The sequence below is a fragment of the Pseudomonas sp. CFBP2511 genome, from assembly GCF_030209255.1.
GTDB lineage: Bacteria > Pseudomonadota > Gammaproteobacteria > Pseudomonadales > Pseudomonadaceae > Aquipseudomonas > Aquipseudomonas avellanae.
The window spans coordinates 163,321-187,369 of the sequence record NZ_JARVSI010000007.1; the positions used below are offsets into that span (position 1 = coordinate 163,321).

The 24,049-nt window shown below is 60.4% G+C and carries 23 protein-coding genes; 16 read left to right on the forward strand and 7 right to left on the reverse strand.

What is annotated here, in order from left to right; genetic code table 11:
- Nucleotides 1-3 precede the first annotated feature (3 nt).
- From QRN38_RS07070 to QRN38_RS07080, 3 genes are all read right to left on the reverse strand, one after another.
- On the reverse strand, nucleotides 4-1,335 hold the full coding sequence (locus QRN38_RS07070; RefSeq protein ID WP_057418034.1) for an OprD family porin: 1,332 nt from the start codon (nucleotides 1,333-1,335) through the stop codon (nucleotides 4-6).
- 72 nt (nucleotides 1,336-1,407) lie between these two features.
- Nucleotides 1,408-3,006: an MFS transporter gene (locus tag QRN38_RS07075; protein ID WP_057418033.1), complete on the reverse strand. Its 1,599-nt coding sequence runs from the start codon at nucleotides 3,004-3,006 to the stop codon at nucleotides 1,408-1,410.
- On the reverse strand, nucleotides 2,978-4,186 hold the full coding sequence (locus QRN38_RS07080; RefSeq protein ID WP_057418032.1) for an aspartate transaminase: 1,209 nt from the start codon (nucleotides 4,184-4,186) through the stop codon (nucleotides 2,978-2,980). The genes QRN38_RS07075 and QRN38_RS07080 overlap by 29 nt, the downstream gene beginning before the upstream one ends.
- A 287-nt stretch (nucleotides 4,187-4,473) precedes the next feature.
- Between QRN38_RS07080 and nac the strand changes: the two genes are divergently transcribed.
- From nac to QRN38_RS07140, 12 genes are all read left to right on the forward strand, one after another.
- Nucleotides 4,474-5,382 (forward strand): nitrogen assimilation transcriptional regulator NAC, encoded by a 909-nt coding sequence (nac, locus tag QRN38_RS07085; RefSeq protein ID WP_024667121.1) that lies wholly within the window; start codon nucleotides 4,474-4,476, stop codon nucleotides 5,380-5,382.
- Nucleotides 5,383-5,501: 119 nt separating this feature from the next.
- Nucleotides 5,502-5,939: an acetyl-CoA carboxylase biotin carboxyl carrier protein gene (locus QRN38_RS07090; RefSeq protein ID WP_057418031.1), complete on the forward strand. Its 438-nt coding sequence runs from the start codon at nucleotides 5,502-5,504 to the stop codon at nucleotides 5,937-5,939.
- Nucleotides 5,940-5,979: 40 nt separating this feature from the next.
- Nucleotides 5,980-7,332, forward strand: a complete 1,353-nt coding sequence (gene accC / locus QRN38_RS07095) for an acetyl-CoA carboxylase biotin carboxylase subunit (protein WP_057418030.1) — start codon at nucleotides 5,980-5,982, stop codon at nucleotides 7,330-7,332.
- Nucleotides 7,329-8,000 carry a 5-oxoprolinase subunit PxpB gene (gene pxpB, locus QRN38_RS07100; RefSeq protein ID WP_024667118.1) on the forward strand — a complete coding sequence of 224 codons (672 nt, stop codon included), beginning with the start codon at nucleotides 7,329-7,331 and terminating at the stop codon, nucleotides 7,998-8,000. Before accC ends, pxpB begins: the two co-directional genes overlap by 4 nt.
- Nucleotides 7,997-8,968: a 5-oxoprolinase subunit C family protein gene (locus QRN38_RS07105; protein ID WP_054096697.1), complete on the forward strand. Its 972-nt coding sequence runs from the start codon at nucleotides 7,997-7,999 to the stop codon at nucleotides 8,966-8,968. The genes pxpB and QRN38_RS07105 overlap by 4 nt, the downstream gene beginning before the upstream one ends.
- A complete protein-coding gene (locus QRN38_RS07110) occupies nucleotides 8,968-9,375 on the forward strand; it encodes an acetyl-CoA carboxylase biotin carboxyl carrier protein (protein WP_005764299.1) in 408 nt (135 codons plus the stop codon). Before QRN38_RS07105 ends, QRN38_RS07110 begins: the two co-directional genes overlap by 1 nt.
- Before the next feature lie 4 nt (nucleotides 9,376-9,379).
- Complete coding sequence (locus QRN38_RS07115; protein WP_024667116.1) at nucleotides 9,380-10,150, forward strand: LamB/YcsF family protein; 771 nt, start codon at nucleotides 9,380-9,382, stop codon at nucleotides 10,148-10,150.
- Nucleotides 10,151-10,280: 130 nt separating this feature from the next.
- Nucleotides 10,281-11,033 (forward strand): SDR family oxidoreductase, encoded by a 753-nt coding sequence (locus QRN38_RS07120; RefSeq protein ID WP_007243865.1) that lies wholly within the window; start codon nucleotides 10,281-10,283, stop codon nucleotides 11,031-11,033.
- Nucleotides 11,034-11,154: 121 nt separating this feature from the next.
- On the forward strand, nucleotides 11,155-11,856 hold the full coding sequence (locus QRN38_RS07125) for an amino acid ABC transporter permease (protein WP_057418029.1): 702 nt from the start codon (nucleotides 11,155-11,157) through the stop codon (nucleotides 11,854-11,856).
- A 6-nt stretch (nucleotides 11,857-11,862) separates the two neighbouring features.
- Nucleotides 11,863-12,606, forward strand: coding sequence for an amino acid ABC transporter permease (locus QRN38_RS07130; protein WP_005764305.1), 744 nt, complete (start codon nucleotides 11,863-11,865; stop codon nucleotides 12,604-12,606).
- 19 nt (nucleotides 12,607-12,625) lie between these two features.
- Nucleotides 12,626-13,354, forward strand: coding sequence for an amino acid ABC transporter ATP-binding protein (locus QRN38_RS07135; RefSeq protein WP_003379556.1), 729 nt, complete (start codon nucleotides 12,626-12,628; stop codon nucleotides 13,352-13,354).
- Between the two features lie 63 nt (nucleotides 13,355-13,417).
- Nucleotides 13,418-14,251, forward strand: coding sequence for an ABC transporter substrate-binding protein (locus QRN38_RS07140; RefSeq protein WP_003379555.1), 834 nt, complete (start codon nucleotides 13,418-13,420; stop codon nucleotides 14,249-14,251).
- A 55-nt stretch (nucleotides 14,252-14,306) separates the two neighbouring features.
- On the opposite strand, the gene QRN38_RS07145 is transcribed toward QRN38_RS07140, so the two are convergent.
- Entirely contained in the window at nucleotides 14,307-15,581 is a 1,275-nt protein-coding gene (locus tag QRN38_RS07145; protein ID WP_057418028.1) for a glucarate dehydratase family protein, read from the reverse strand.
- Nucleotides 15,582-15,600: 19 nt separating this feature from the next.
- Nucleotides 15,601-16,944: an MFS transporter gene (locus tag QRN38_RS07150; protein WP_174518902.1), complete on the reverse strand. Its 1,344-nt coding sequence runs from the start codon at nucleotides 16,942-16,944 to the stop codon at nucleotides 15,601-15,603.
- Between the two features lie 144 nt (nucleotides 16,945-17,088).
- Here QRN38_RS07150 and QRN38_RS07155 point away from each other — a divergent pair, with 144 nt between their 5' ends.
- The 4 genes from QRN38_RS07155 (at nucleotide 17,089) to QRN38_RS07170 (ending at nucleotide 21,880) form a co-directional block, all read left to right on the forward strand.
- Nucleotides 17,089-17,988: a LysR family transcriptional regulator gene (locus QRN38_RS07155; RefSeq protein WP_057418026.1), complete on the forward strand. Its 900-nt coding sequence runs from the start codon at nucleotides 17,089-17,091 to the stop codon at nucleotides 17,986-17,988.
- 139 nt (nucleotides 17,989-18,127) lie between these two features.
- Nucleotides 18,128-18,820, forward strand: a complete 693-nt coding sequence (locus QRN38_RS07160) for a hypothetical protein (RefSeq protein ID WP_044390054.1) — start codon at nucleotides 18,128-18,130, stop codon at nucleotides 18,818-18,820.
- A 303-nt stretch (nucleotides 18,821-19,123) separates the two neighbouring features.
- The gene (locus tag QRN38_RS07165; RefSeq protein ID WP_024667109.1) at nucleotides 19,124-21,094 is read left to right on the forward strand and encodes a putative bifunctional diguanylate cyclase/phosphodiesterase; all 1,971 of its coding nucleotides are present in this window, start codon (nucleotides 19,124-19,126) and stop codon (nucleotides 21,092-21,094) included.
- A gap of 75 nt (nucleotides 21,095-21,169) precedes the next feature.
- On the forward strand, nucleotides 21,170-21,880 hold the full coding sequence (locus tag QRN38_RS07170) for a GntR family transcriptional regulator (RefSeq protein ID WP_003379548.1): 711 nt from the start codon (nucleotides 21,170-21,172) through the stop codon (nucleotides 21,878-21,880).
- Here QRN38_RS07170 and QRN38_RS07175 read toward each other — a convergent pair whose 3' ends face one another.
- Together QRN38_RS07175 and QRN38_RS07180 are read right to left on the reverse strand one after the other, a co-directional pair.
- Nucleotides 21,881-22,831 carry a PDR/VanB family oxidoreductase gene (locus QRN38_RS07175; RefSeq protein WP_007243875.1) on the reverse strand — a complete coding sequence of 317 codons (951 nt, stop codon included), beginning with the start codon at nucleotides 22,829-22,831 and terminating at the stop codon, nucleotides 21,881-21,883.
- 69 nt (nucleotides 22,832-22,900) lie between these two features.
- Entirely contained in the window at nucleotides 22,901-23,965 is a 1,065-nt protein-coding gene (locus QRN38_RS07180; protein ID WP_057418025.1) for a Rieske 2Fe-2S domain-containing protein, read from the reverse strand.
- Nucleotides 23,966-24,049: the final 84 nt, after the last annotated feature.

Below are 24,049 nucleotides of genomic sequence, written 5' to 3' on the forward strand. Positions count from 1 at the left end.
TTATCAAAAAATATTGATCGGATAGCTGACAATGATCCGGTGCTCATCGGCATCACGCTGGCTGGCGAACTCGGTGCGAAGTTGTGCGTGGCGCAGTGCAATGCTGAGGTTTTTCGCCGGGCCCGATTGCAAGACGTAGCTCAGGGTCACGTTGCGTTCCCATTCCTTCTTGTCGCCGTCGGAGGTCTGGATGTTCGAGCCGCTTTCGTACATGGCCAAGACGTTTAGGCCGGGCACGCCGAGTCTGGCGAAGTCATAGCCATAACGGACTTGCCAGGTGCGTTCCCCGGCGCGCTGGAATTTGCCGATCATGGATTCGGTCATGAAGTAAGCGGTTGATCCATCGCCCTGATTCAGCCAGACCGCGTCGCTGTCGCCGGTGACTGCCTGATAACCCGCAGCAAAGGTATGGCCGTCGATGAGGTAAGTGAACTGAGCGCTGGACAGACGGCTGTCGACTTCACCCTTGGTGACGCCGTTGCCGTAATAACCCACCGTGTAAAACGAAGGATCGTGGCCATTCGCGCCGTCCGAGCGGTTGTCGAAGTGGCGCAGGTCGGTGCGCAAAGTACCAGGGCCAAGTTGCAGGTCGTATTTCAGACCGAGAAAGTTCTGTTTGTAGAAGTTTTCCAGGTTGCCGTAGTAATACTGCAGGGTCAGGTCCTTGACGGGTTTGTAATCGACGCCTGCGTAGTAGAACTTGTTGACGAATTCGCCGGTCAACGGGTTGTTGGCGCCGGGGATCGACATGCCCATCTGGTTGGTCGAACCCCGGCCCATGACGTGTTCCAGCTGGCCTGCGGTGAAGGTGAAGTCTTTCAGGTCTTTCGACTGAACCTGGCCGCCGCGAAAGGTCTGTTGCAGCATGCGGTCGGTGGACATTACCACTGGGAGCATCGGCACCAGCGTGCCGTACTTCAACTCGGTTTGCGAGACGCGCGCCTTGAGCGTCGCGCCCAGGCTGCTGAACTCATCAACCGCGCGGCCGTCGCTGTCCGTCGGGAAGATGTTGCCGTTGAACGCGGTACTTTGCGGGTTGTAGTGGCGTCCTTTACCCGAGTCCAGACGAACGCCCAACTGGCCCAGTGCATCAACGCCCAAGCCTACCGAGCCGGGCGTGTAGCCGGACTGGTAATTGAGCATGAAGCCCTGGCCCCACTCCTGCGTGTAGTTGGGGGCAGCAGCGCCGCTACGGTTGTCTGCGTTGCTGAAGAAGTTACGAGCCAGAATACTGGCCTTGCTGTCTTCCAGAAAACCTTCGCCGTAGCTCTGCTGCGCGATCAGCAGGCCACAAAAGCCCGCAACGAAAGGGGTGGCGCGATTGAAACGCTCCATCGGGTTCATCCTCATGCTGTCATTAAGTGTTGTGAGAGGCAGGGTCGGGCGGCAGTCAGGTTTCTTGTTGTTTTAAGGAGCGTGTTTTTCGGCTGATTCCGTTGCAGGTATCGCAGTGTGAGGCGCTTGATACAGCGTGACGCGAGGTAAACGGTAAAGAACCACCAGTGCGAGTACGCCCAGCGCTGCGCAGATCATCAGCCCGGTGCCGACGGCCTGGGCGAGGGCAGTGCGAGCCAGCAGTAACGTGGCGTCAACATCTGCAGACGAGTGCTGCAGCAGGACCTGCGGATCAGCCAGGTGCGGCATTGCCTGCATCTGGCCAGCCGCGGTCAGTGCACGTTGCAGGTTGGTGACGTACAGCAACTTGACCAGCACGCCCATGGCCGCGGTGCCCAACAAGCCGCCCACCAGTCGCAACGATTGGGTAAGCGCGGTGGCGATGCCGAGAAATTGCCGCTCGGCGAGGGTCTGGGTGAACACCGTGAGGTTGAGCAAAATGAACCCAAGGCCCAGACCCGCCAGCAGAATCAGCCCCAGCAAGGTTGCGAAGTCAGCCTGCAGCCCGACCAGCGCCAGGGCAATGCAGGCAACCGACAAGGCGATGAACCCGCCAATGGGCAGCCAGTTGGGGTTTGCCAGACGCGTGACGATGCGGCTGTTGACGATGGCGCCCAGAGTGATACTCAGGGCCAGCGGGGTGAGCAGCAGCCCGGCGTCCTGCGGCGAGTAGCCATAACTGCCCTGCAACAGCAGCGGCAGGTAGAACAGCAGCGTGAACATGATTGCGCCAGCCAGCAGCGACATGATGAACAGCAGGCGGATACTGCGATTGGCAAACAGCCCGGCGGGCAGCAAGGCAAATGTGCAGCGGCGTTCCCAGAACCACAGGCCGGTCATGGCGACAACGGTGATCACGCCGCACAGCAGGCTGATCGCCAGAGCGCGTTGGCCGAGCCATTCAACGAACAGTTGCAGGCTGCCCAGGCTCAGGACGATCAACATCGCGCCGATCCAGTCGAGCCTGATCGCACCGGCGGTTTGCGGGCGATACCAGGGTAGAAAACGCCAGGCGAAAAACAGCGCGATCACGCCCAGCGGCAGGTTCAGCCAGAACACCGAGCGCCAGCCGAACTCGCCAGCCAGATAACCGCCCAGGCCCGGGCCGATGGCATTGACCACGCTGAACATGGCACTCAGCAACACCTGCCAGCGCAGCCGCTGGCGAGTGTCGGGAAACAATTCCGGCACACAGGCAAACGCCGTTCCGATCAGCATTCCGCCGCCGACCCCCTGCAACGCCCGGCCGATGACCAGCGCCAACATGCTGTCGGCCAGCGCGCAGAGCAGCGAGGCGAGGGTGAAAATCACCGTGGCGGCCAGCACGAACGGTTTTCGCCCGTAAAAATCGCCCAGCCGACCAAAGATCGGAATGGTCACGATGGAGGCCAGCAGGTAGCCGGTGGCGACCCAGGCATATAGCTCGAAGCCGTTGAGCTCCGAGACAATGCTGGGCAGGGCGTTACCGATCACCGTCTGGTCGAGCGCCGAAAGCATCAACACCAGCGAAATGCCGAGCATGGCCAACAAGGCTTGTCTGAAGGTCAGCGCGGGCTGGCTCGGCGTTGTCATGTCGAGGTGCTCAGCGCAACGCAGCGACAGCAGTCGCAATGCGCGTGCAGCCGCTTTCCAGGGTTTCGATGGCAGTTGCCGTGGACATCCGGAAAAACGGTGCCAGACCATACGCAGTGCCCGCCACGACGGCCACGCCCTGACTCTCCAGCAGGTACAGAACCACTTCGGTGTCGGCGTGCAGCACCGCCCCTGACGGGGTGGTTTTGCCGATCAGAGCGCCGCAATTGACGTACAGGTAAAACGCACCTTCAGGCTTTATGCAACTCAGCCCGTCAATGGCGTTGATCAGCTCCAGACAGCGGTCGCGGCGCTGCTTGTAGACCTTGACGCTCTCGCCGACAAACGACTGGTCGCCATTGAGCGCAGCCACGGCTGCGGCCTGGCTGACCGAGCAGGCGTTGCTGGTGGATTGCGATTGCAGGGTCGCCATCGCCCCGATGATGTCGCTGGGGCCTGCGGCGTAACCGATGCGCCAGCCGGTCATGGCGTAGGTTTTTGACACGCCGTTGATGATCAGCACGCGTTCGCGCAAAGTCGGTTCGACGGTCAGCAGGTGGCTGAGCGGGGTGTCGTCATAGCGAATGTGCTCGTAGATGTCATCGGTCATGATCAGCACGTCCGGGTAGTCGAGCAGCACGTCGGCCAGCGCCCGCCACTCGGCGGCACTGTAGGTCGCGCCGGTCGGGTTGCTCGGCGAGTTAAGCAGCAGCCAGCGTGTGCGCGGGGTAATCGCTTCGCGCAGCTGTTCGGCGGTGAGCTTGAACTGGTTTTCTTCAGGGCATGCCAGAGTGACCGGGCGACCGTCGCAGGCCAGCACCATGTCCGGGTATGACACCCAGTACGGCGCAGGAATCAGCACTTCGTCGTCAACGCCCAGAGTTGCGGCGAAGGCATTGAAGATCGCCGCCTTGGCACCGCTGGTGACCACGATCTGGCCGGGCGCATAGGTCAGGCCGTTTTCACGCTGAAGCTTGGCGGCAATCGCCTCGCGCAGCGTTGCAGTCCCGGCATTGAGCGTGTAGCGGGTTTCACCGTTTTCGATGGCCGCACAGGCTGCCTGGCGAATGTGTGCAGGGGTGTCGAAGTCGGGCTCGCCGACCACCAGGTTGATGATCGACTTGCCGGCGCGCCGCAGTTCATTGGCCCGATCGGCAGCAGCGCTGCTTGGCGATGGTTTGATGCGGAGCACGCGTGCGGCGATGCGAGATGCGGTCACGTTGGCATTCCTCGTTGATGGCCTTGACGAGGACTACGTTACGAGCCTGCGCAGGGCAGGCCATAAGACGAGTTTGTTCTGGGTTGATAGGCAGCGCTTATGACCGCAGATGAACCGCGCCCGCACCAAAACGAGGCGATCAACGCCTGCGGGGGCATTCGGGTAAAGCGAATGCAGGGAGGCTGAACTGACATAGGCAATGCTTATGATGAGGCTGACAGCCCTTTATTAGCGAGCTGGCCTGCGTCTTGCTCTGGCATCGCAGTCTTGACCCGGGAGTGCAGTAAGTGAACCTTCGCCGCTTGAAATACTTTGTGAAAATAGTCGATATCGGCAGCCTGACTCAGGCCGCCGATGTGCTGCACATCGCGCAGCCTGCGTTGAGCCAGCAGTTGGTGACGCTGGAGGCCGAGTTGCAACAACAGTTGTTGATCCGCACCAAGCGCGGCGTTACCCCGACCGAAGCGGGCAAAGTGCTGTACGGGCATGCTCAGGTCATCCTGCGTCAGTGCGAGCAGGCGCAGAGCGACGTCAACGCCAGTGGCCTCGCACTGTCGGGGCCGGTTTCGGTGGGGCTGGCGCCTGGCACGGCTGCTTCGACGCTGTCGTTGCCATTGCTCAAACGGGTGCGCGAGCGTCATCCGGGCATTTTGCTGTACCTCAATGAAAATTTCGGAACCACCCTCAGCGAACTGATCATGAACGGGCGCATGGACATGGCGGTGCTTTATGGCGGACGTGAGGTGCACGGCCTGAGTTTTGTACCCTTGATGCGCGAACAGTTGTACCTGGTCAGCGCTGACGACGCCCGCCAGAGTCGCGAGGAAATACCGCTGGCGGAGCTTGCCGACATCGATTTGCTGTTGCCGCGCACCTACAACACCATCCGCCGCCTGGTGGACGAGGCGTTCTTGCGCATCGAGCGCAGCGCCCGGGTGGTGGCAGAAATCGAGTCATCGACGACTCTGGCCGCCGCCGTGGCCGATCGTTTCGGCTCGACGATCCTCCCCGAATCCGCTGCGCGGGTGCTCGCCGACACGCATGCGGTCAACCTCAGCCGGATCGTCGAACCCGAGATCGAAGCGCCTCTGGCCCTGTGCCTCTCAGGCCACTTGCCGTTGTCGGTCCCGGCTCAGGCGGTCAAGGCGATCCTGCTGGAGCTGGTCGCAGAAATGCGCGGCAACCGCCGTACGTAACGACGTGAAAGGTCATAAGGGGCGCTTATCACCCCACAGTCAAACCGTCTTGGCGGTCAAAAAGCGCGCTCGTTACATTGCCCTCAGCCACATTTCTTTTGTCAGGCAAGGGCCGTTGCATGAAGCCAGAACGTATCAAAGCACTTATCGACCTGATGGCTGAATCGGACCTGAGCGAGCTCAGCTTGTGTGAAGGGGATGCGCAGTTGCGCTTGCTGCGTGAGCACGTTCAGGTCTCAAGCCCCGTCACACCGGTCGTTTCGAAGCAGGTAAAACGTGCGGCAACTGATGCCACCGCCACGTCTGTTGCACAGACCGGCACTTCGACGCAGGCCTGTGCGTCGCTGTACGGGGTCTTGCACCTGACCCCAGCACCGGATCAGCCACCGTTCGTTGAAGTCGGCACCCGTGTCGAACCCGGCCAGACCCTGGCGGTGGTCGAGGCGATGAAGATGTTTCACCCGGTCAAGGCTGAAATCGCGGGTGTCGTGACGGACATTCTGGTTACCAACGGCGAAGAAGTTCAGGCCGGTCAGGCGCTGTTCACCCTTGGCTGAAAGGCGATTGTTGCCAGCCGGGGTTCTAGAGGGTTTTTTGATGTTCGATAAAGTATTGATCGCCAATCGCGGTGAAATCGCCCTGCGCATATTGCGCGCCTGCAAAGGCCTTGGCCTGCAGACCGTTGCGGTTTATTCCGAAGCGGATCGGGACGCCAGTTATGTGCAACAGGCCGACGAAGCGCTGTGCATCGGGCCTGCTGCGCCGGGGCAGAGTTACCTGAATCAGGCCGCTGTGCTTTATGCGGCAGAACTGACCGGCGCTCAGGCGATCCACCCAGGCTACGGGTTTCTCTCCGAGAACGCCGCCTTCGCCGAACGTATCGAGCATGCTGGCCTGACCTTCATCGGCCCCAGCGCCGCCTGTATTCGCGTGATGGGCGACAAGGTTGCGGCCAAACGCGCAATGCGTGAAGCCGGTGTGCCTTGCGTGCCCGGCCCGGACACCAGCATGCCTGCCGATCCGCACAGCATTCTGGCGATTGCCCGCGACATCGGCTACCCGGTCATCGTCAAGGCCGCTGGCGGCGGCGGTGGGCGAGGTATGCGCGTGGTTCACGAAGAACAGCAGTTGCTCGATGCCATTGCGCTGACCGGTGAAGAAGCGCGTCGGGCATTCGGCAATCCCGAGCTGTATATCGAGAAGTTTCTCGGCCAGCCGCGCCACGTCGAAATTCAGGTGCTGTGTGATGCCTATGGCAATGCCGTCTGGCTCGGTTCGCGGGATTGCTCAATGCAGCGCCGCCACCAGAAGGTGCTTGAAGAGGCCCCGGCACCTGGGGTTGATGCGGCGCTGATGAGCCGGGTTGGCGAGCGCTGCGCACAAGCCTGTCGCCAGATCGGCTATCAGGGCGTGGGCACGTTTGAATTCCTGTTTGAAAACGACGAGTTCTATTTCATCGAGATGAACACCCGCCTGCAGGTCGAGCATCCGGTCACGGAAATGACCTCTGGCATCGACATCGTCCAGCAGCAGATTCGCATGGCGATGGGCGAGCGCCTGAGTTTCAGTCAGGCCGACGTCAGCGTCTCGGGCCATTCGCTGGAATGCCGGATCAACGCCGAAGACCCGCGCAGCTTCATGCCGACGCCGGGGCAGGTCACTCGCTGGCAGGTCCCCGGTGGCTTTGGCGTGCGCGTCGATTCGCATGTCAGCCACGGTTACCGGGTCCCGCCTTATTACGATTCGATGGTGGCCAAAGTCATCACCCACGGTGCCAGCCGCGACGAGGCACTGGCGCGCATGCGTCTGGCGCTGAGCGAAATGCACGTCGAAGGGATCTCCACCAACATCGCGCTGCACCGCGACATTCTGCAGGACCCGGTGTTCTGCAAGGGCGGTATGGACATTCACCATCTGGAGCGTTGGTTGCAGACAAGGAGCCAGCCATGAGCGTCTTGCAGTTGCCGAACATCCCGCGGATTACCCTGCTGGGGACCACTGCCTTGCTGTTTGAAGCCCCCGGCGAGCTGGATCTGGCCCCGCAGCAACGCATCTGGGCCTTGGCGGACCTGAGCAAGAACTGGCCGCAGGTGCGCGAAGCGGTGCCGGGCATGAACAACCTGATGCTGACCTTCGAGACGCCGCCACGGGACCTGAGCGGCCTGAAAACCCGCCTGATGGAAGCCTGGGAGCACTGCCAGCCTTTACCGTTGCAGGGCCGGATCATCGAGTTGCCGGTGGTGTACGGCGGCGACGGCGGCCCGCACATGGCCGATGTCATCGCGCACACCGGGCTGGACATCGAAACCATTGCCAACCTGCACTGCGAGCCGCTGTACCCGGTGTATGCCTTGGGCAGCCATCCCGGTTATTGCTACCTGGGCGGCATGGACCTGCGTCTGGCGACGCCGAGGCGCAAAGTGCCGGTGCTCGACATCGGTGCCGGATCGGTGTCTATCGGTGGCGTGCAGACCGGTATCTCTGCCTCGGCAGGCCCCAGTGGCTGGAACACGATAGGGCGCACGGAAATGGTGTTTTTTGATGCTGATCAGCATCCCCCGGCGCTGTTGCAACCCGGCGATCAATTGCGCTTGCGCATCGAGAGGATCATTCGATGATCGAAGTCATCAGCGCCACCGCGCTGGCCACCGTTCAGGATCTGGGCCGCCACGGCAGCCTGGGCTACGGCGTCGGCACCTCGGGGGCGATGGACACGCTGTCGCTGCGTCTGGGCAACCTGTTACTGGGTAATGCCGAAGACGCAGCGGGTATTGAAATACCGCTGTTCCCGTTTGAAGTGCGCTTTGTCGAAGACTGCACCTTTGCAATCACCGGCGCTGCCTGTTCTGCAAAACTGGATGGCGAGCGGCTGCCGGGCAACTGGGCTGCCCAGGCTCGCAAGGGTCAAGTGCTGAAGCTCAGTTATCCGACCACAGGCAGTCGCGCCTACCTGTGCCTGGCCGGTGGTGTAGACGTGCCGCCGGTGCTGGGTTCGCGCAGCACGCAATTGCGCGGCGCATTTGGCGGCTGGCAGGGCCGTGCCTTGCAGCAGGGTGACGTGATCCCTGCAGGCGCCGCGAATCAACAGCGCGCCGGTGATTTCGGGCTGGAATCTGCCGTGGCGGGCTTGCCGTTGATGCTGGATGGGCTACCCGCCATACGGGTACTGCCCGCGGCCGAATTCGACTGTTTCAGCGTCGAGGCTCAGGACACCTTCTTTGCCGGCGAATGGAAGATCACCACGCAAAGCAACCGTTACGGCTACCGCATGGAAGGCACGCCTCTGCTGGCGCGGGAAGCGCTGGAAATACGCTCTCACGGCATCGTGCCCGGCGTGATTCAGGTGCCCCACGGCGGCCAGCCGATTGTGCAAATGCGCGATGCGCAGCCCAGCGGCGGTTACCCCAAGTTTGCCACGGTCATCGAAGCCGACCTTTGGCGTCTCGGTCAGGCTCCCATCGGCAGCAAGGTGCGTTTCGTGCAATGCAGCTACGAGCAGGCCGTCGAGGCGCTGGACACCAATCATGCCTTCATCGAAGACGCTCGGCGCTTGCTTGCGCTGCGCGGCCTGCAAGGACATCGCTGATGAACATCAATGAGATTCGCCAGTTGGCAGGCTGGATTCGTGACGCAGGGCTCACGGTTCTGGAACTGAAACGGCCGGGGTTCGAGCTGTTGATCCGGCGCGGTGTGCGTGCGGACACTCAGGCGTCGCCAACCGATGTGCAGACCGCAGCGGAACAGCCGCAAGCCGCTGCCTGTGTAATAGCTGCCGACAACCCCGGCGTATTCGTATCGAGCCACCCCGATGAAAAAAACAGTTACGTGAAGCCTGGCGATCGCGTTGCCGCCGGGCAATTGCTGGGCCTGCTGCGCATTGGCCGGCTTTATCTGCCGGTGCGCAGCAGCCAGGCGGGACGCGTTGTACGTTTTCTGGCTGCCGAGCACGAACGGGTCGGTTATGGCCAGCCGCTGATTGAACTGGAGGAATGACCGCATGCGTATCGATCTGAATGCCGATCTGGGCGAGGGCTTCGGCGCATGGACCATGGGCGAGGACGAAGCACTGATGCAGTTGATCTCCTCGGCCAATGTGGCCTGTGGCTTTCATGCGGGTGATCCGTTGATCATGGACAGCACCGTACGCTGCGCCAAAGCGCTGGGCATCGATCTTGGTGCGCATGTCGGCTTTCCTGATCTGCAGGGTTTCGGGCGGCGCAGAATGAACATCGAACTCAAGGAGTTATGCGCCATTGTGGTGTATCAACTGGGCGCGCTGGCAGGCATTGCGACCGCTGCCGGTTATCGCGTGACACACATGAGCTTTCACGGTGCGCTGGGCAATATGGCCGCCGCTGACGCTGAACTGGCCGGGCCGCTGGTTAAGGCAGTCGCCCGTTTTGACCCGCAGATGATCATCAGTTCTTCCAGCAGCGAGGCCATCGAGCAGGCGGCGCAAGCGTGCAACCTGCGAGTGGCGACGACCTTTCTGGCCGACCGCGCCTATGACGAAAACTGCCTGCTGGTGCCGCGTGGCATTGCCGGGGCGGTGGTCAAGGACCCGGAACAGGTCCGCGCCAGGGTCGCGCAACTGTTGCAGGACGGCACCGTCACCACGTTGAGCGGCAAGCGTGTCGCGGTCAACGCCCAGTCGATTCTGTTGCATGGCGACACGCCCGGCGCGGTGGAGCTTGCGCGCAGCATCCGGCACAGCATCGAAGAGCAGGGCGGCGTCATCACCCCTGTTTCGCAGTTGCTTGGGTCATAAGCGCACCTTATCGCCACACAACCATTGCGTCTTGGTCGCTGCCCGTGACGCTCGTTAAAGTCCAGTACAAGGCGATCCGCATCCGCTGATAGCGACGCGACTGATCGAAGATTCTAAAGGAAACCCCGACATGCCTTTTTCCGATTACAAAACCGCGCTGGTCACCGGCGCTTCCTCCGGCATTGGCGAAGCTGTGGTCGAACGGCTGTGTGCCGAAGGCCTGCAGGTTCATGCGCTGGCACGCAGTGCGGACAAACTGGCGACGCTGGCGCAGCGTACCGGTTGCATCGCGCACGCTATTGATGTGACTGATCTGGCTGGCCTGACGGCCTTGTTCGAGGCTCAGCGGTTTGATGTGGTGGTCAATAATGCCGGGGTTGACCGGCCCGGCTCGCTGCTCAAGGCGGATGCCGAGGGTATTGATCTGCTGATCGATGTGAACCTGCGCGCCGTGTTGCAGATCGCCCGGTTGTCGCTGCCCGGCATGGTCGAGCGTGACTGTGGGCACATCATCAACATCAGCTCGATTGCCGCCGCCTACAACTTCGGCGGCAATTCGACCTACCACGCCACCAAGGCGGCAGTGAGCATGCTCTCTCGCCAGTTGCGTATCGATGCCTTCGGCAAGCGGGTGCGGGTGACTGAAATCTGCCCGGGCCGTGTTGCGACAGACATTTTTGCCCATGTGCATGGCGACTCCGAAGAAGTGCGCAAGCGTTTTATCGAGGGTTATGAGCTGCCTGTGGCCAAGGACATTGCCGACGCCATCGCCTACGTGATTGCCGCGCCCATCGCGGTGAATATCGGGCACATGGAAATCACTCCGACTTTGCAGGTGCCCGGTGGGCTGTCCACTGCACGCCCGCAGGACTATGAAGGCTGAAACAGCGGCCAACCGCAAGAGCAGCATCTATCACGAGAGCGGCACCAGCCGCCAGGCAACACCTGCGCCGGCGCAACCGGTGCCTTGCTTCTGCCCTGACTGAATGTCGATGGGAACAACCATGACGAATGACTTCGATCTTTCGGCGATCCTGCAGGGCGAGTACGCCGAGCTGATCGTCAAGGGCATAGAAACCACCATGCAACTGGCTTTTGTCGCCTGGTGCATGGCCATGGCGGTGGCCCTGTTGCTGGTGTCGATTCGCCTGACTGGCAACAAGTACGCCGAGCGTCTGGTCGCGGGTTATGTGTCCTACCACCGCAACGTGCCGACGCTGGTGCAACTGATGCTCTGGTATTTCGGTATTCCGACATTGCTGTCCGAGAGCACGCAGATCTGGCTGTCCGGTTACAGCACTGAGTACCTGTTTTCGGTGATCGCTCTGGGGCTTTGCCAAGCCGCCTACTTCAGTGAAGACATCCGCAGCGGGCTGCGCGCCATTCCGGCCGGGCAGGTCGAAGCGTCCCGGGCGCTGGGCCTGGGCTATGTACGTTCGATGCGCTACGTGATCTTGCCGCAGGGCGTGCGCAACTGCCTGCCGTCGTTGATCAACCACACCGTTCTGCTGTTCAAGAACACCAGCCTGGTCATGGCCATCGGTGTGGTCGAGCTGACCTATGCCACCCGTGAGGTCGAGAACTACACCTTCCGTACCTTCGAGGCGTATCTGGTCGCAACCGTGGTCTATCTGGCCATTTCTCTGATGTTGATGGGCCTGGGTGCGTTGCTGGCCCGGCACTTCAGCAAAGCCATGGCGAGGTAGTCGGCGATGTTAGATGTGTTCACGATTGTCCGCGATAACTGGACCCTGCTGCTGGTCGGTCAGTACCCTCATGGGCCGATGGGCGGGCTGGTTTCAACGCTGATTCTGGCTGCGCTGGCGTTGTTGCTGGCGTTCCCTCTGGGCTTGCTGCTGTCTCTGGCGCGGGTTTCGCCGTGGCGCTGGCTGCGTTACCCGGCGACGGTCTGGGTTTACGTGATGCGCGGCATTCCGCTGTTGATGGTGATTTTCTGGACCTACTTTCTCGTCCCGTTGCTGATCGGCCATAACATTACCGGCTTTACCACCATGCTCTGCACGCTGGTGGTTTATCAGAGCGCGTACCTGTGCGAAATCATTCGCGGGGCCATTCAGGCGCTGCCGACCGGTCAGTACGAAGCATCCCGTGCGCTGGGCATGGGCTATCTGCGCACCACGGTCTGGGTGATTTTGCCGCAGGCGCTTTATAACGCGTTGCCCAGCCTGATCAGCCAGTTCATTTCGATCATCAAGGAAACCTCGCTGGGTTACGTGATCAACGTCCAGGAAGTGACCTTCGCCGCCAATCAGATCAACAACCAACTGCTGACCAAGCCGTTTCAGGTGTTCTTCATTCTGGCAATCACCTACTACGTGCTGTGCTACGGCCTGACCCGGCTCGCCGCCGTCGTGGAACAGCGAATTGCCCGCAAGCGCGAGGGCACCACTGTGTCGCCTGAAGCTGTTGCGCGGCCTTTGACTACCGATAAGTGAGGGTTGCCCCATGCATCCAATGATCATGTTTTCCAGGATCAACAAATGGTATGGCGAATACCAGGCCCTGACCGACATCACCGCCGAGGTGCAGCGCGGCGAAGTGGTGGTGCTGTGCGGGCCATCCGGCTCGGGTAAATCGACACTGATCCGCACGGTCAACCGTCTTGAAGACGTGCAACAGGGCCAGATTCTGTTCGACGGCCACGATGTGAATGGCACCGATGCCAACGTCAACCGTTTGCGCAGTCGCGTCGGTTTTGTGTTCCAGAGCTTCAATCTGTTTCCGCATTTGTCGGTACTCGACAACATCATCCTGACCCCGACCAAAGTGCGCGGCCTCAAAAGCAGTGAAGCGCGCGCCAGGGCCATGGAATTGCTCGACCGCGTCGGGCTGGCCCACAAGGCCGGTGCCTATCCGGCGCAGTTGTCCGGCGGCCAGCAGCAGCGCGTGGCGATTGCCCGTGCGCTGGCGATGGAGCCGCCGGTGATGCTGTTTGACGAACCCACCAGCGCCCTTGACCCGGAAATGGTCGGCGAAGTGCTCAGCGTTATGAAAGGCCTGGCCAAGGAGGGCATGACCATGATGTGCGTTACCCACGAGATGAATTTCGCCCGTGAAGTGGCCGACACCATCTGGTTCATGGATGCGGGGCAGATTCTCGAAAAATCCAGCCCGGAGGCATTCTTTCAGCAGCCTGAACACCCGCGTGCACAACGCTTCATTTCCGACCTGCGCAGCCATTGAGCGCAGGCCCTTTTTTAACGAATGTTTCAGTGAATCCCTCAATTCATTTCCAGGAGTCTCCCCATGCGTATGAAGTCTTTGCTGGCTGCACTGGCGTTGTCGCCACTGGCTGTTGCGGTTGCCCATGCGGACCAGCTCAGCGATGTGATGAGCAAGAAAAGCCTGAGCTGTGGCGTTTATGCCGATGTGCCGCCGTTCTCGGCGCCAGACCCGAAAACCCGGGAACTGGTCGGCATGGACGTGGACCTGTGCAAGGCGCTGGCCAAGCACATGGGCGTCGAGCTGGAGCTCAAGCCGCTGTCGGTCGAAGCGCGGATTCCAGAAGTCAAAATGGGTCGGGTGGACGTGATCTTCGCCAACCTGGCCTACACCAGGAGCCGCGCCGATCAGATCCAGTTCAGCGACCCGTACTACATCGCCAAGGAAACACTGGTGGTGCGCGCCGCGAACGCCGATCAGCCCAAATCGTTTTTCAAGGACAAACGCATCAGTTCGACCAAGGGCTCTACCTCCGAGCAGTCGATTCGCCTGGCTGACGCAACCCCGGTGACTTTCCAGGACACCGGCTCTGCGTACATGGCGCTGCAACAGAACAAGGTGGTGGGCCTGGTGACCAACACCATGACCGCCATCAAGCTGGTAGGGCAGGCCAAAGCCAGCGGCGTGGAATTGGCAATTGCCAAGGAGCCAATGGCACTAGAGCCTATCGGCGCTGGCATGCGTCAGGGTGAGCCGGCGTTTCTGGCGAAGGTCAACGAGTCGCTTTACGCAATGGAAGCCGCAGGCGAAATCGACGCGATCTGGGCGCACTGGATCGGCCCGAATACCGAATACAAAATGACCCGTGAAGACAAGGTGCAAAGCCTGAGCGCGTTGAAGTTCGATCCACTGCCTTGATCACAGGGCGGGTTCCCCGACGCCGGACAGGCTCTGTGCCTGTCCGGCCCCTCGCTCAATACCTCGGTTTGACGGCCTTCCAGTCCGGTGTGTACTTCTGCATCTGCCTCACATCATCGCGCTGACGAATGCCGCAGCTGTGGTACTGGTCGTTGAGCTTGCCGAGTTGGTCGTAATCCAGTTCGAGGCCCAGGCCAGGCGCGCGGGTGATGCTGACGCAGCCGTCGACAATCGGCAGTTTGCCGCCCTTGATGACTTCTTCGTCCGCTTCCTGCCACGGGTAATGTGTGTCGCAGGCGTAATCCAGATTGGGTACCGAGGCGGCCACATGCGCCATGGCCATGAGGCTGATGCCCAAGTGGGAATTGGAATGCATCGACACGCCAAGGCCAAAGGTGTCGCACATCTTCGCCAGCGCCTGGGTGTCGCGCAGGCCGCCCCAGTAATGGTGGTCGGCGAGCACGATCTGCACGCTGTTCAGGGCCACGCTGCGGCGAAATTCGTCGAAGTCGGTGACCACCATGTTGGTCGCCAGCGGTAGCCCGGTGCGTTTGTGCAGTTCGGACATGCCGTCCAGGCCCGGCGTAGGGTCTTCGTAGTACTGCAAGTCATCGCCGAGCAGCTGCGCCATGCGAATCGAGGTTTCCAGCGACCAGTTGCCGTTGGGATCAATGCGCAGCGGGTAGCCGGGGAATGCCTTTTTCAAGGCCTTGATGCACGACACTTCGTGTTCAGGGTCCAGCGCGCCGGCCTTGAGCTTGATGCTTTTGAAGCCATAGGCCTCGATCATGCGTCGGGCCTGGGCGACGATCTGTTCTTCGTTCAGCGCCTCGCCCCAGCTGTCTGGTGGGTAGGGCGTGTCGATGTGCTGCGCGTACTTGAAGAACAGGTAGGCGCTGAACGGAATACGCTCGCGAATCGCACCACCCAGCAGGTCCACCAGTGGCAGGTTCATGGAGCGTGCCTGCAGGTCCAGAAACGCCACCTCGAATGCCGAATAGGCATTGCTCACCGCCTTGCTGGCATGCGAGCCCGGCGCGAGTTCGGCACCGGCCAGGCTGGCGGGCTTGTGTGCCGCAACGGTGGCCTGAACGATGCTGCGCAATTGATTGAGGTTGAACGGGTCGATGCCGATCAACTGGTTCTGTACCTGCTGCTGAATCGCCAGTGCTGGCGCGTCGCCGTAACTTTCGCCGAGGCCGATATAACCGTTGTCGCTCTCTATCTCGATGATCGAGCGCAAGGCAAAGGGTTCGTGGATGCCGCTGGCGTTGAGCAGCGGCGGGTCGCGAAAGGCGATGGGGGTCACGGTCACACGGATGATTTTCAAAAGGCGGTCTCCCAAGAGGTCAGGGTTTGAGGCTGGAAGGGCTGCCGAGCGGGGCGGCGGTGTGCCGTGCAACCGGCTCAGCCTTGGCCGGGCCGCGCTGGTCACCGCGCGGCGTGGTACTGGCGAAGAAAATCACGATGGCCGCCAGCAGCGAGGTTGCGGCGAGCCCATACAGGCCGCCCTGAATCGAGCCGGTGGTCTGTTCCAGAAAACCGAAGGTGGTGGGCGCGACGAAGCCGCCCAGGTTGCCGATGGAGTTGATCAGCGCAATGACCGCTGCGGCGATGCGTGCATCCAGATAACCCTGCGGGATTGGCCAGAACAGTGCCGAAGCGGCCTTGAAGCCAATCGCGGCGAAACAGATGGCTACAAAGGCGAAGACCGGCCCGCCGTTGGTTGACATGAACATGCCGACCGAGGCGATCACCAGCGTGACGGCAACCCAGGCTTGCTGGTGCTTGAAGCGCGCCGCGAGGGCAGCAAAACCGTACATGGCGACAATGGAGATGATCCACGGCACCGAGTTGAACAGCCCGACCTCGAAGTCGCTGAAGCTGCCCATCTTGCGGATCATGCTCGGCAGCCAGAAGGTTGCACCGTAAATGGTCAGCGCTATCGAAAAATAGATGAAGCAGAACAGCATGATTTGCCGGTCCGCCAGCAACCTTAACAGCGTAGGCCGGACAGTTTGCGTGGCTTCGCGCTGGCGTTGCTCTTCGGCAATGGCGGTGGTCAGCGCGGTTTTTTCTTCATTGCTGAGCCAGGTCGCTTCGTGCGGATGTGACTGCAGCCAGAACCAGGCAACGCCGCACAGCACGATCGAAGCGAAGCCCTCGATCAGGAACATCCACTGCCAGCCGTGCAGATTCAGCCCTTCGACACCCAGCAGTGCGCCCGACACCGGGCCGGAGATCACCGAAGCAATCGCCGAGCCGCTGAGAAACAGCGCCATGGCCTTGCCGCGATCACTCGACGGCAGCCACTGGGTAAAGTAATAAATAATGCCTGGAAAGAAGCCGGCCTCCGCTGCGCCGAGGATAAAACGCAGCACGTAGAAACTGGTTTCACCCTGCACGAACGCCATGGCCATCGCCGCCGCGCCCCAGGTAAACATGATGCGCGTCAGCCAGGCACGGGCGCCGTAGCGTTGCAGCAGCATGTTGGAAGGCACTTCAAACAGCGCATAGCCGACGAAAAACAGACCCGCGCCCAGCCCGTAGGCCGCCGCGCCAATGCCCAGATCGGTTTCCAGATGGCTGCGCACAAAGCCGATATTAACCCGGTCGATATAGTTGACGATGAACATCACCACGAACAGTGGCAACACGTGGCGTTTCACCTTGGTGGCCGCACGGGCAAGCACCGTGGGGTCCGAAGCACTAGGGACGGTATTCAAGAGGTGACTCCCATTCATTTCATTGTTTTTTTGGGGATGAGTCGATCATGAGTGGGTGTATTATTCCCGTCCAATCCAGTTAGTGACTTGATTGATATCGGGAGTGAATCAATGTTCGAGTTTTCTCAACTGCGCTGCTTTACCACGGTGGCCACCGAGCTGAATTTTCGTCGCGCTGCCGAACGGCTCAACATGACTCAGCCACCGCTGAGCCGACAGATTCAGTTGCTGGAGCACAGCCTCGGCGTTGCACTGTTCACGCGCAGTACGCGCAGCGTGGCGTTGACCGCCGCCGGGCGAGCCTTTTTCATCGAAGCGCAGACGTTGCTGGAGCGCGCACAGCAGGCGGCACTTTCCGCCCGGCGCTTTGCGCAGGGTGATATTGGCTCGGTGACTATCAGTTTTGTCGGCAGCGCGGTGTACGAGTTTCTGCCCAGGGTGATCGCCGAGGCGCGGCTCAAGCAGCCGCAGGTGAAGATCTCCCTGACTGAAATGAACACTTACCAACAGCATGAGGCGCTCAGGGCGCGGCGCATCGATCTGGGCATCGCACGAGCGCCGCTGTTTCAGCCCGGTTACGAGAGTGCATGCCTGGTGCGCGAGCCCTTTGTGCTGGCGGTGCCAGGCAATCATCCTCTGGCAGTTGCTGATACGGTCGGCGTGGCAGATCTGGATGGCGTGCCGTTTCTGATGTATTCGCATTCGGCCTATCCGCCGTTCAACGAACTGCTGACCGGCATGTTTCGTTCGGCACGCGTTGCGCCGGAGTATGTCCAATGGCTTGGGTCATCGCTGACCATCCTGGCTCTGGTCAATGCCGGCATGGGGCTGGCGCTGGTGCCGCGTTGCGCGACCAATGTGGTGTTCAGGGATGTCGTGTTTCGTGACATTGATCTGGGGGAGGGCGTGCAGAGCGAACTGCATCTGGTCTGGCGCGCAGACAACGACAACCCGGCCTGCAGGATGCTGCTGGAGGCGATCCGCGCCGCCGTCAGGTCTGATGAAAAATAAGTCTGAAACGCCTTGCAGGTGGCTGGCATCAACTATCATCTGTTCAGTCGATAGTCATCATCAAGCAAGGCAAGTTCTGTTTTTCCGGCAAAGGAGGAGGATGGCGTCATAGCCACTTGCTCCAAAGGGAGACGACGCGATGAGAATGTTCAATCTGTTGACGCTTGCTGCCGTATTAAGCACCAGCATGGTCTTCACCACGCCAGCCAGCGCTGCCGTCTCGTCTGTCTCTGCAGCCTCTGAACAGGTCTGCCATTTCGCACCCGTCGCCGATAGTGCAGCCAGTCTTCAGCACACTCAATCAGTGGGGGTGATGTACAGCGAAAACACCGTTAGCAACCTGCAGTACCTGAACAACTACCACTCGGTAGCGCTCAGGAGCGGCCAGAACGGCGCTCTGGATTCGCGGATTCGCAATGCATTCATCAGCAGTTCAGACCCGAAATTGGCGACCGACTGGCTGATCGGTTCATTGAAGAAAGAATTCGCGTCGGTAACGGTTTACGACAATCTGGATGCACTGATGCGGGCGCGACCTGACGTGGTTGTGATGCTCGACACCTACAACCGTCTGGTGAGCAAACGTAACAGTCAGGTCGAAGCGCGTTTCATGGCGCGATTCTATGACACTGACCTGCAATACATCGGCAAGGCCGAGGGCGAAGTGGTCAGGGAAATGACTTCGGTCTGGGTGCAGGGCAAGGCCGCCCCGGAGATCGCCGCGCAGATCGATCAGCAACGTGACCTGCAAGTGAACGCCCTGAAACAGTTCGATGCGTCGCTCAAGGCACTGGTGATGCAGGCTGACCGGGCCCAGGTGGCGGCGAACTGAACGGTTACTGCTGAAAGACACACCCTGATCAGTGCTTCCTGGCTACAGGTGGATTGAAGACGTGTGATTGAACGAAAACGGTGTAAGAGCCGCTGATATACCCCAGCCCCGAGGGCAGGTCGAGCATGCGCTCGAACAGCATACTGCCGATTTATTTCAGTTAAACCGATGCACGGCTCGGTTTTACCGTAAAGAATTAATCACATCCGCCGAGAGCCTGACAAGCGAGCTGATTAATATCGGGCTTGCAGAATGAGCAGTAAGCCACGTGTGCTTTGACTGTGGTAACAGAGAAGCCTTGCGATGCTGAAAAAACTAGCGGGTGCCTTGCGCACCCTGATGTCTGTGCCTGCTGATAACCCCAGGCTGCTTGAGGCCCAATACGTCGCGTTGTCCCGACAACTGCCTTTGATGTACTTCGTGTTGCTGGTCAACACCTGGGCGCTGGCCTTCACCCACCGCGAAACTGCGCCTGTGTGGCTGACGCTGCTGGTGCCGGTGTTGCTCACGGTCATTTGCGGCATTCGTGCCCGCAAGTGGCTGCTCACGGTTAACCGTCCGCCGCCCGCTGCGGCAACCATTCTGGCGACCTTGCGCGGCACCAACAGCCTGGCTGGCGTCATAGCCGCCGGTTTTGCTGCGTGGTCACTGTCGCTTTACCCCTATGGCGGCCCCTATGCTCAGGCGCATGTGGCGTTTTTCATGGGTATTACGGTGATCGTCTGCATCTTCTGCATGATGCACCTGCGGCCTGCGGCGTTGACCACGGCGGTGGTGGTCAACACGGCGTTCGTTATTTTCTTCGCCTCGACGCACAACCTCATCTTTATCGCCACGGCGGTGAACATCGTTCTGGTGTCGATCGGCATGCTGATCATTCTCCATCACCAGTACCGCGACTTCACCAGCCTGGTGGACGTTCAGGTGCGCACCGAGCAACTGAGCAATGAAAATCTGTTGCTGGCCAATAAGGACAGCCTGACCGGCCTGCCAAACCGTCGGCAGTTCTTTCAGACCCTGGACGCCGCCATGAGCGAGGCGCTGGCACTGCGTAGCAAGCTGGCAGTGGGGGTGCTGGATCTGGACGGGTTCAAACCGGTCAATGACCTTTATGGCCACCGCACCGGCGACCGCCTGCTGATGCTGGTCGCCGAACGCCTGAACAGTGTGGCAAGCGACACGGTGCATGTGTCCCGACTGGGCGGCGACGAGTTTGCGCTGGTCATCAAGGGTGATATCAGCAACGAGGCGTTGCTTGCTCTGGGCAAACACCTGTGCGACCTGATGCACGAAAGTTTCGAGCTGTCCGACATGCCGATCCAGATCGGCGCGACGCTGGGCATGGCAACGTTTCCGGCCACCGCCGATAACGCGACTCAGCTGTTTGAATTTGCCGATTACGCGCTGTATCAAGGCAAGAATCATAACCCGGGAACCACCTGCCTGTTCTCTGCCAGCCACCGTGAGCAGTTGCACACCGATGGTGTGACCGAGCAGGCATTGCGCCGAGCCAATCTTGAGACCGAGTTTCATGTGATGTTTCAGCCGATCATTGAAAGCTGTACATGCGAAACGGTGGCTTTCGAGGCGCTGGCGCGTTGGAACAGCCCGGAACTGGGGGCGGTGTCTCCGGCGCATTTCATTCCGATTGCCGAGCGAATCGGCATGATCAACAAACTGACGGCGCCCTTGCTGACTCACGCGCTGCAGATGGCCTTATCGTGGCCGGCGCCCATCAGGCTGTCGTTCAACCTGTCGGCCCACGACTGCGCGACGTGGGAGAGCGTCAGCACGATTGTCGAAATCATCGAAAACAGTGGGTTCGATGCCTCGCGGCTTGATCTGGAAATCACCGAAACGGCCGTGATGCAGGATATCGCCCAGGTACAGCAAGCCATTGCGCAGTTCCGGCAACTGGGGTGTGGCATCTCGCTGGACGACTTTGGCACCGGTTTTTCAAGCCTGAGCCAGTTGCATGCGCTGGCGCTGACCAAGCTCAAGATTGACCGCAGCTTTGTAACCGGCGTGCATGACAACCCGGCCAGTTACAAGATCGTCAAATCGCTGGTTGCCTTGAGCCTGGATATGTCACTTGGCTGTGTGATCGAAGGCGTCGAGACCCAGGATGAGCTCAACGCACTGACCAGCCTCGGTTGCACGATGGTGCAGGGGTACTTCTACAGCCCGCCGATCAGTTTTGCCGAGACGCTGGCCTGGCTTGAAACGCCGGATCACGAGCGTGCGTTCGGTTATGCAGCCGCGTGCCGTATCTGACGGGGCGCGCACAGGCCATTCACCAGCGTGTACGTGGGGTAAGATGCATCATCTGATCCCCACGGAATCCTGTTCATGAGCAAACCCGGTCAAACCATTCTCGTTGCGCTGCGCAAGATGATCGCATCAGGCGAGCTGGCGGCTGGCGAGCGCTTGATGGAAGTGCCGACCGCCGAATTGTTCGGTGTGTCACGCATGCCGGTGCGCATGGCGTTTCGCACGCTGGAACAGGAAGGCCTGCTGGTGCCGTTCGGCGGGCGCGGTTTTCAGGTGCGCTCGATCAGCCCGCAGGAGATCGCCGGGGCGGTCGACGTGCGTGGCGTTCTGGAAGGGCTTGCGGCGCGGCAGATGGCCGAGCGCGGGTTGACGCAGGACGCGCGCGACGCGCTTGAGGCTTGCCTGGTACAGGGCGATGCCCTGTTCGACAAGGGCTATGTCACCGAAGATGACCTTGAGGTCTATCACGACATGAACATGCGTCTGCATCAGGTGATCGTGGCGGGCAGCGGTAATCGGGCGATTGCCGATGCACTGGCGCGCAACGACCACCTGCCGTTTGCGTCAGTCACGGCGCTGGCGGTGGATCGCCACAATCTGATTCGAGAGTATCGACGCTTCAACTTCGCGCACATGCAGCACCATGCGGTGGTGGATGCGTTGATCAACGGGCAGGGTGCCCGCGCCGAGGCACTCATGCGCGAGCACGCCAATGCGACCCTGCGTTACGCCGACATTTTCGGCGCTGGCGTGCACGAGCGCATGAAAGTCATTCAGCGCCCGGACTGATCAGAGATCGAGCACCAGCAAAGGGGTTTTAGAGCGCGAGCAGCAAGGTGTGAACTGATCGTTGAGCGCTTGCTCTTCCTCGGTCAGAAACAGGTCCCGATGGTCAGGCACGCCCTTCAAGACGCGGGTCAGGCATGTGCCGCATACCCCTTGCTCGCACGACAGGGGAATATCGATACCGTGGCTTTCCAGCACCTGAGCGACAGTCTTGTTGGCCGCAATGGCGATCACCTGGCCGGTACTGGCGATTTCTATCGAAAAACTGCCGTCGTTGCTGGTGTCCACCGGCTCGGCCGAAAAATACTCACGATGCAGATTGTCCTCGACCCAGCCGGCAGCCCGCGCGCTGTCGAGGATGTGTTGCATGAAACCACCTGGGCCGCACACATACAGGTGCGTCTGGGCGTCTGGATTGGCGAGTACTCTGGGGGCGTCCAGTGCGGTGTCAGGCTGCTCATCCAGATGCAGGGTGACCCGTTCTGCAAAAGGCGATTGTCTGAGCCGCTTGATGAAGGCACCGCGCTCGGCGGAACGAATGCAGTAATGCAGCTCGAAATCCGCACCTTCCAGCGTGAGCTGCTCGGCCATGCACAGGATCGGCGTAATGCCGATGCCGCCGCCAAACAACAGTGTGCGACGACTGTTTTCCGCCAGTGGAAACAGATTGCGCGGTTCGCTGATGCGCAATTGTGCGCCGGGCTTTATCTGCTCATGCAACCCGCGCGATCCGCCACGTGATGCGGGGTCATTGAGTACGCCGATCAGGTAGCGATGGTGCTCGTTCGGCGCGTTGCACAGCGAGTATTGCCGAATCAGCCCGTCAGGCAGGTGCACGTCGATGTGTGCGCCAGCGGTGAAGGGCGGCAGTGGCTGCCCGTCCGGGCGCGCCAGCTCAAAACTGCAGATACCCAGTGCTTCGTCGTTACGCGATAAGACGGTCACGTCGATCATGATGTTTCCTCGGGCGACCTCGACAAGGGCCACTTCTGATTGTTTTCAAACGTTTCAGCGAGGCGAGGTTTATTTAACCGCCGCCACAGGGATCTGGTTAGCCGTGTCGGCTTGTTCAGCGGCGATCAGGCGCTCGAGAATCTTTCGTGACTGCACGCCGCCTGCGTCGATATTGAGTTTGAGCAGGTTGCGATGCGGGTGCTGAAGCAGGTTCAGCTGTTGGCGCTCGAGCATTTCCAGGTCTTCGCTGAAGATCTTGTGCTGGCCTTCGCGAATGGTGGCCGTCAGTTGTTCATCAGCCGGTTTGAAATTGCGCGCCATGCCCCAGAAGTACCAGATGGATGTGTCGGTTTCCGGGGTGATGAAATCGACCACGATGCTCGATGCCTTGAATTCATGAGGGGCGTGATAGCCGCCTTTGCCGGCATGGGCCACACCCACTTCGATCAATACATGGCTGGGCGGGGTAAAGCGGCAGATCTGCCAGCGATCCACCGGCACATCATCGGCCAGGTTGTTGCCGCGCAGGGCCATCTTCCAGAACGGCGGCGGCATGATGTTTTCCATGTGGCGCGCAGTAATGACTTCCTCGCCTTCGACGGTGGTTACTGGCGGCGCTTCGTCGATTTCCTTCTGGCCGATGCTCGACGCGTGCACGTAGGTTTCGTGGGTGAGGTCCATCAGGTTGTCGATCATCAGGCGATAGTCGCACTGGATGTGAAACAGGCCACCGCCGTAGGCCCATTCGTCGCTGACCGCCCACTCCAGGTGATGGATCAGCGCCGGGTCTGCTTTTTCCCGTTCGCCCGGCCAGACCCAGATAAAACCATAACGCTCGATCGCTGCGAAGGTCTTGTTGCAGGGGAAACCGCGAACACGCTGACCCGGCATGGAGGCCGTCTTGCCATCGCCGCCCATTACCAGCCCGTGGTAGCCGCACACCAGTTGGCCGTTTTCGACGTAACCCAACGAGAGCGGGGCACCGCGGTGCGGGCAGAAGTCCTCGACGGCGACGATCTGTTGGTTCTGGTCGCGATAGAACACCATCTTCTCGTTACAGATCTGCCGGCCAAGCGGCTTGTCGGCGACTTCATCCGCTGTACAGGCGACGTACCATACGTTTTTCGGGTGCATGAGGGTTCTCCACGGTTCGGTTATTGGTCTTATGGATCCACAGGCTTGTGCATTTTGCTTTCCTCGTGATTATTAATGCCATAG

Excerpts from the sequence above, each read along its gene's own strand:
- QRN38_RS07070 (WP_057418034.1), bottom strand. The coding sequence starts at position 1,335 with ATGGAGCGTTTCAATCGCGCCACCCCTTTCGTTGCGGGCTTTTGTGGC.
- QRN38_RS07090 (WP_057418031.1), top strand. The coding sequence starts at position 5,502 with ATGAAGCCAGAACGTATCAAAGCACTTATCGACCTGATGGCTGAATCG.
- accC (WP_057418030.1), top strand. The coding sequence starts at position 5,980 with ATGTTCGATAAAGTATTGATCGCCAATCGCGGTGAAATCGCCCTGCGC.
- pxpB (WP_024667118.1), top strand. The coding sequence starts at position 7,329 with ATGAGCGTCTTGCAGTTGCCGAACATCCCGCGGATTACCCTGCTGGGG.
- QRN38_RS07105 (WP_054096697.1), top strand. The coding sequence starts at position 7,997 with ATGATCGAAGTCATCAGCGCCACCGCGCTGGCCACCGTTCAGGATCTG.
- QRN38_RS07110 (WP_005764299.1), top strand. The coding sequence starts at position 8,968 with ATGAACATCAATGAGATTCGCCAGTTGGCAGGCTGGATTCGTGACGCA.
- QRN38_RS07115 (WP_024667116.1), top strand. The coding sequence starts at position 9,380 with ATGCGTATCGATCTGAATGCCGATCTGGGCGAGGGCTTCGGCGCATGG.
- QRN38_RS07120 (WP_007243865.1), top strand. The coding sequence starts at position 10,281 with ATGCCTTTTTCCGATTACAAAACCGCGCTGGTCACCGGCGCTTCCTCC.
- QRN38_RS07125 (WP_057418029.1), top strand. The coding sequence starts at position 11,155 with ATGACGAATGACTTCGATCTTTCGGCGATCCTGCAGGGCGAGTACGCC.
- QRN38_RS07130 (WP_005764305.1), top strand. The coding sequence starts at position 11,863 with ATGTTAGATGTGTTCACGATTGTCCGCGATAACTGGACCCTGCTGCTG.
- QRN38_RS07135 (WP_003379556.1), top strand. The coding sequence starts at position 12,626 with ATGATCATGTTTTCCAGGATCAACAAATGGTATGGCGAATACCAGGCC.
- QRN38_RS07140 (WP_003379555.1), top strand. The coding sequence starts at position 13,418 with ATGCGTATGAAGTCTTTGCTGGCTGCACTGGCGTTGTCGCCACTGGCT.
- QRN38_RS07155 (WP_057418026.1), top strand. The coding sequence starts at position 17,089 with ATGTTCGAGTTTTCTCAACTGCGCTGCTTTACCACGGTGGCCACCGAG.
- QRN38_RS07160 (WP_044390054.1), top strand. The coding sequence starts at position 18,128 with ATGAGAATGTTCAATCTGTTGACGCTTGCTGCCGTATTAAGCACCAGC.
- QRN38_RS07165 (WP_024667109.1), top strand. The coding sequence starts at position 19,124 with ATGCTGAAAAAACTAGCGGGTGCCTTGCGCACCCTGATGTCTGTGCCT.
- QRN38_RS07170 (WP_003379548.1), top strand. The coding sequence starts at position 21,170 with ATGAGCAAACCCGGTCAAACCATTCTCGTTGCGCTGCGCAAGATGATC.
- QRN38_RS07175 (WP_007243875.1), bottom strand. The coding sequence starts at position 22,831 with ATGATCGACGTGACCGTCTTATCGCGTAACGACGAAGCACTGGGTATC.
- QRN38_RS07180 (WP_057418025.1), bottom strand. The coding sequence starts at position 23,965 with ATGCACCCGAAAAACGTATGGTACGTCGCCTGTACAGCGGATGAAGTC.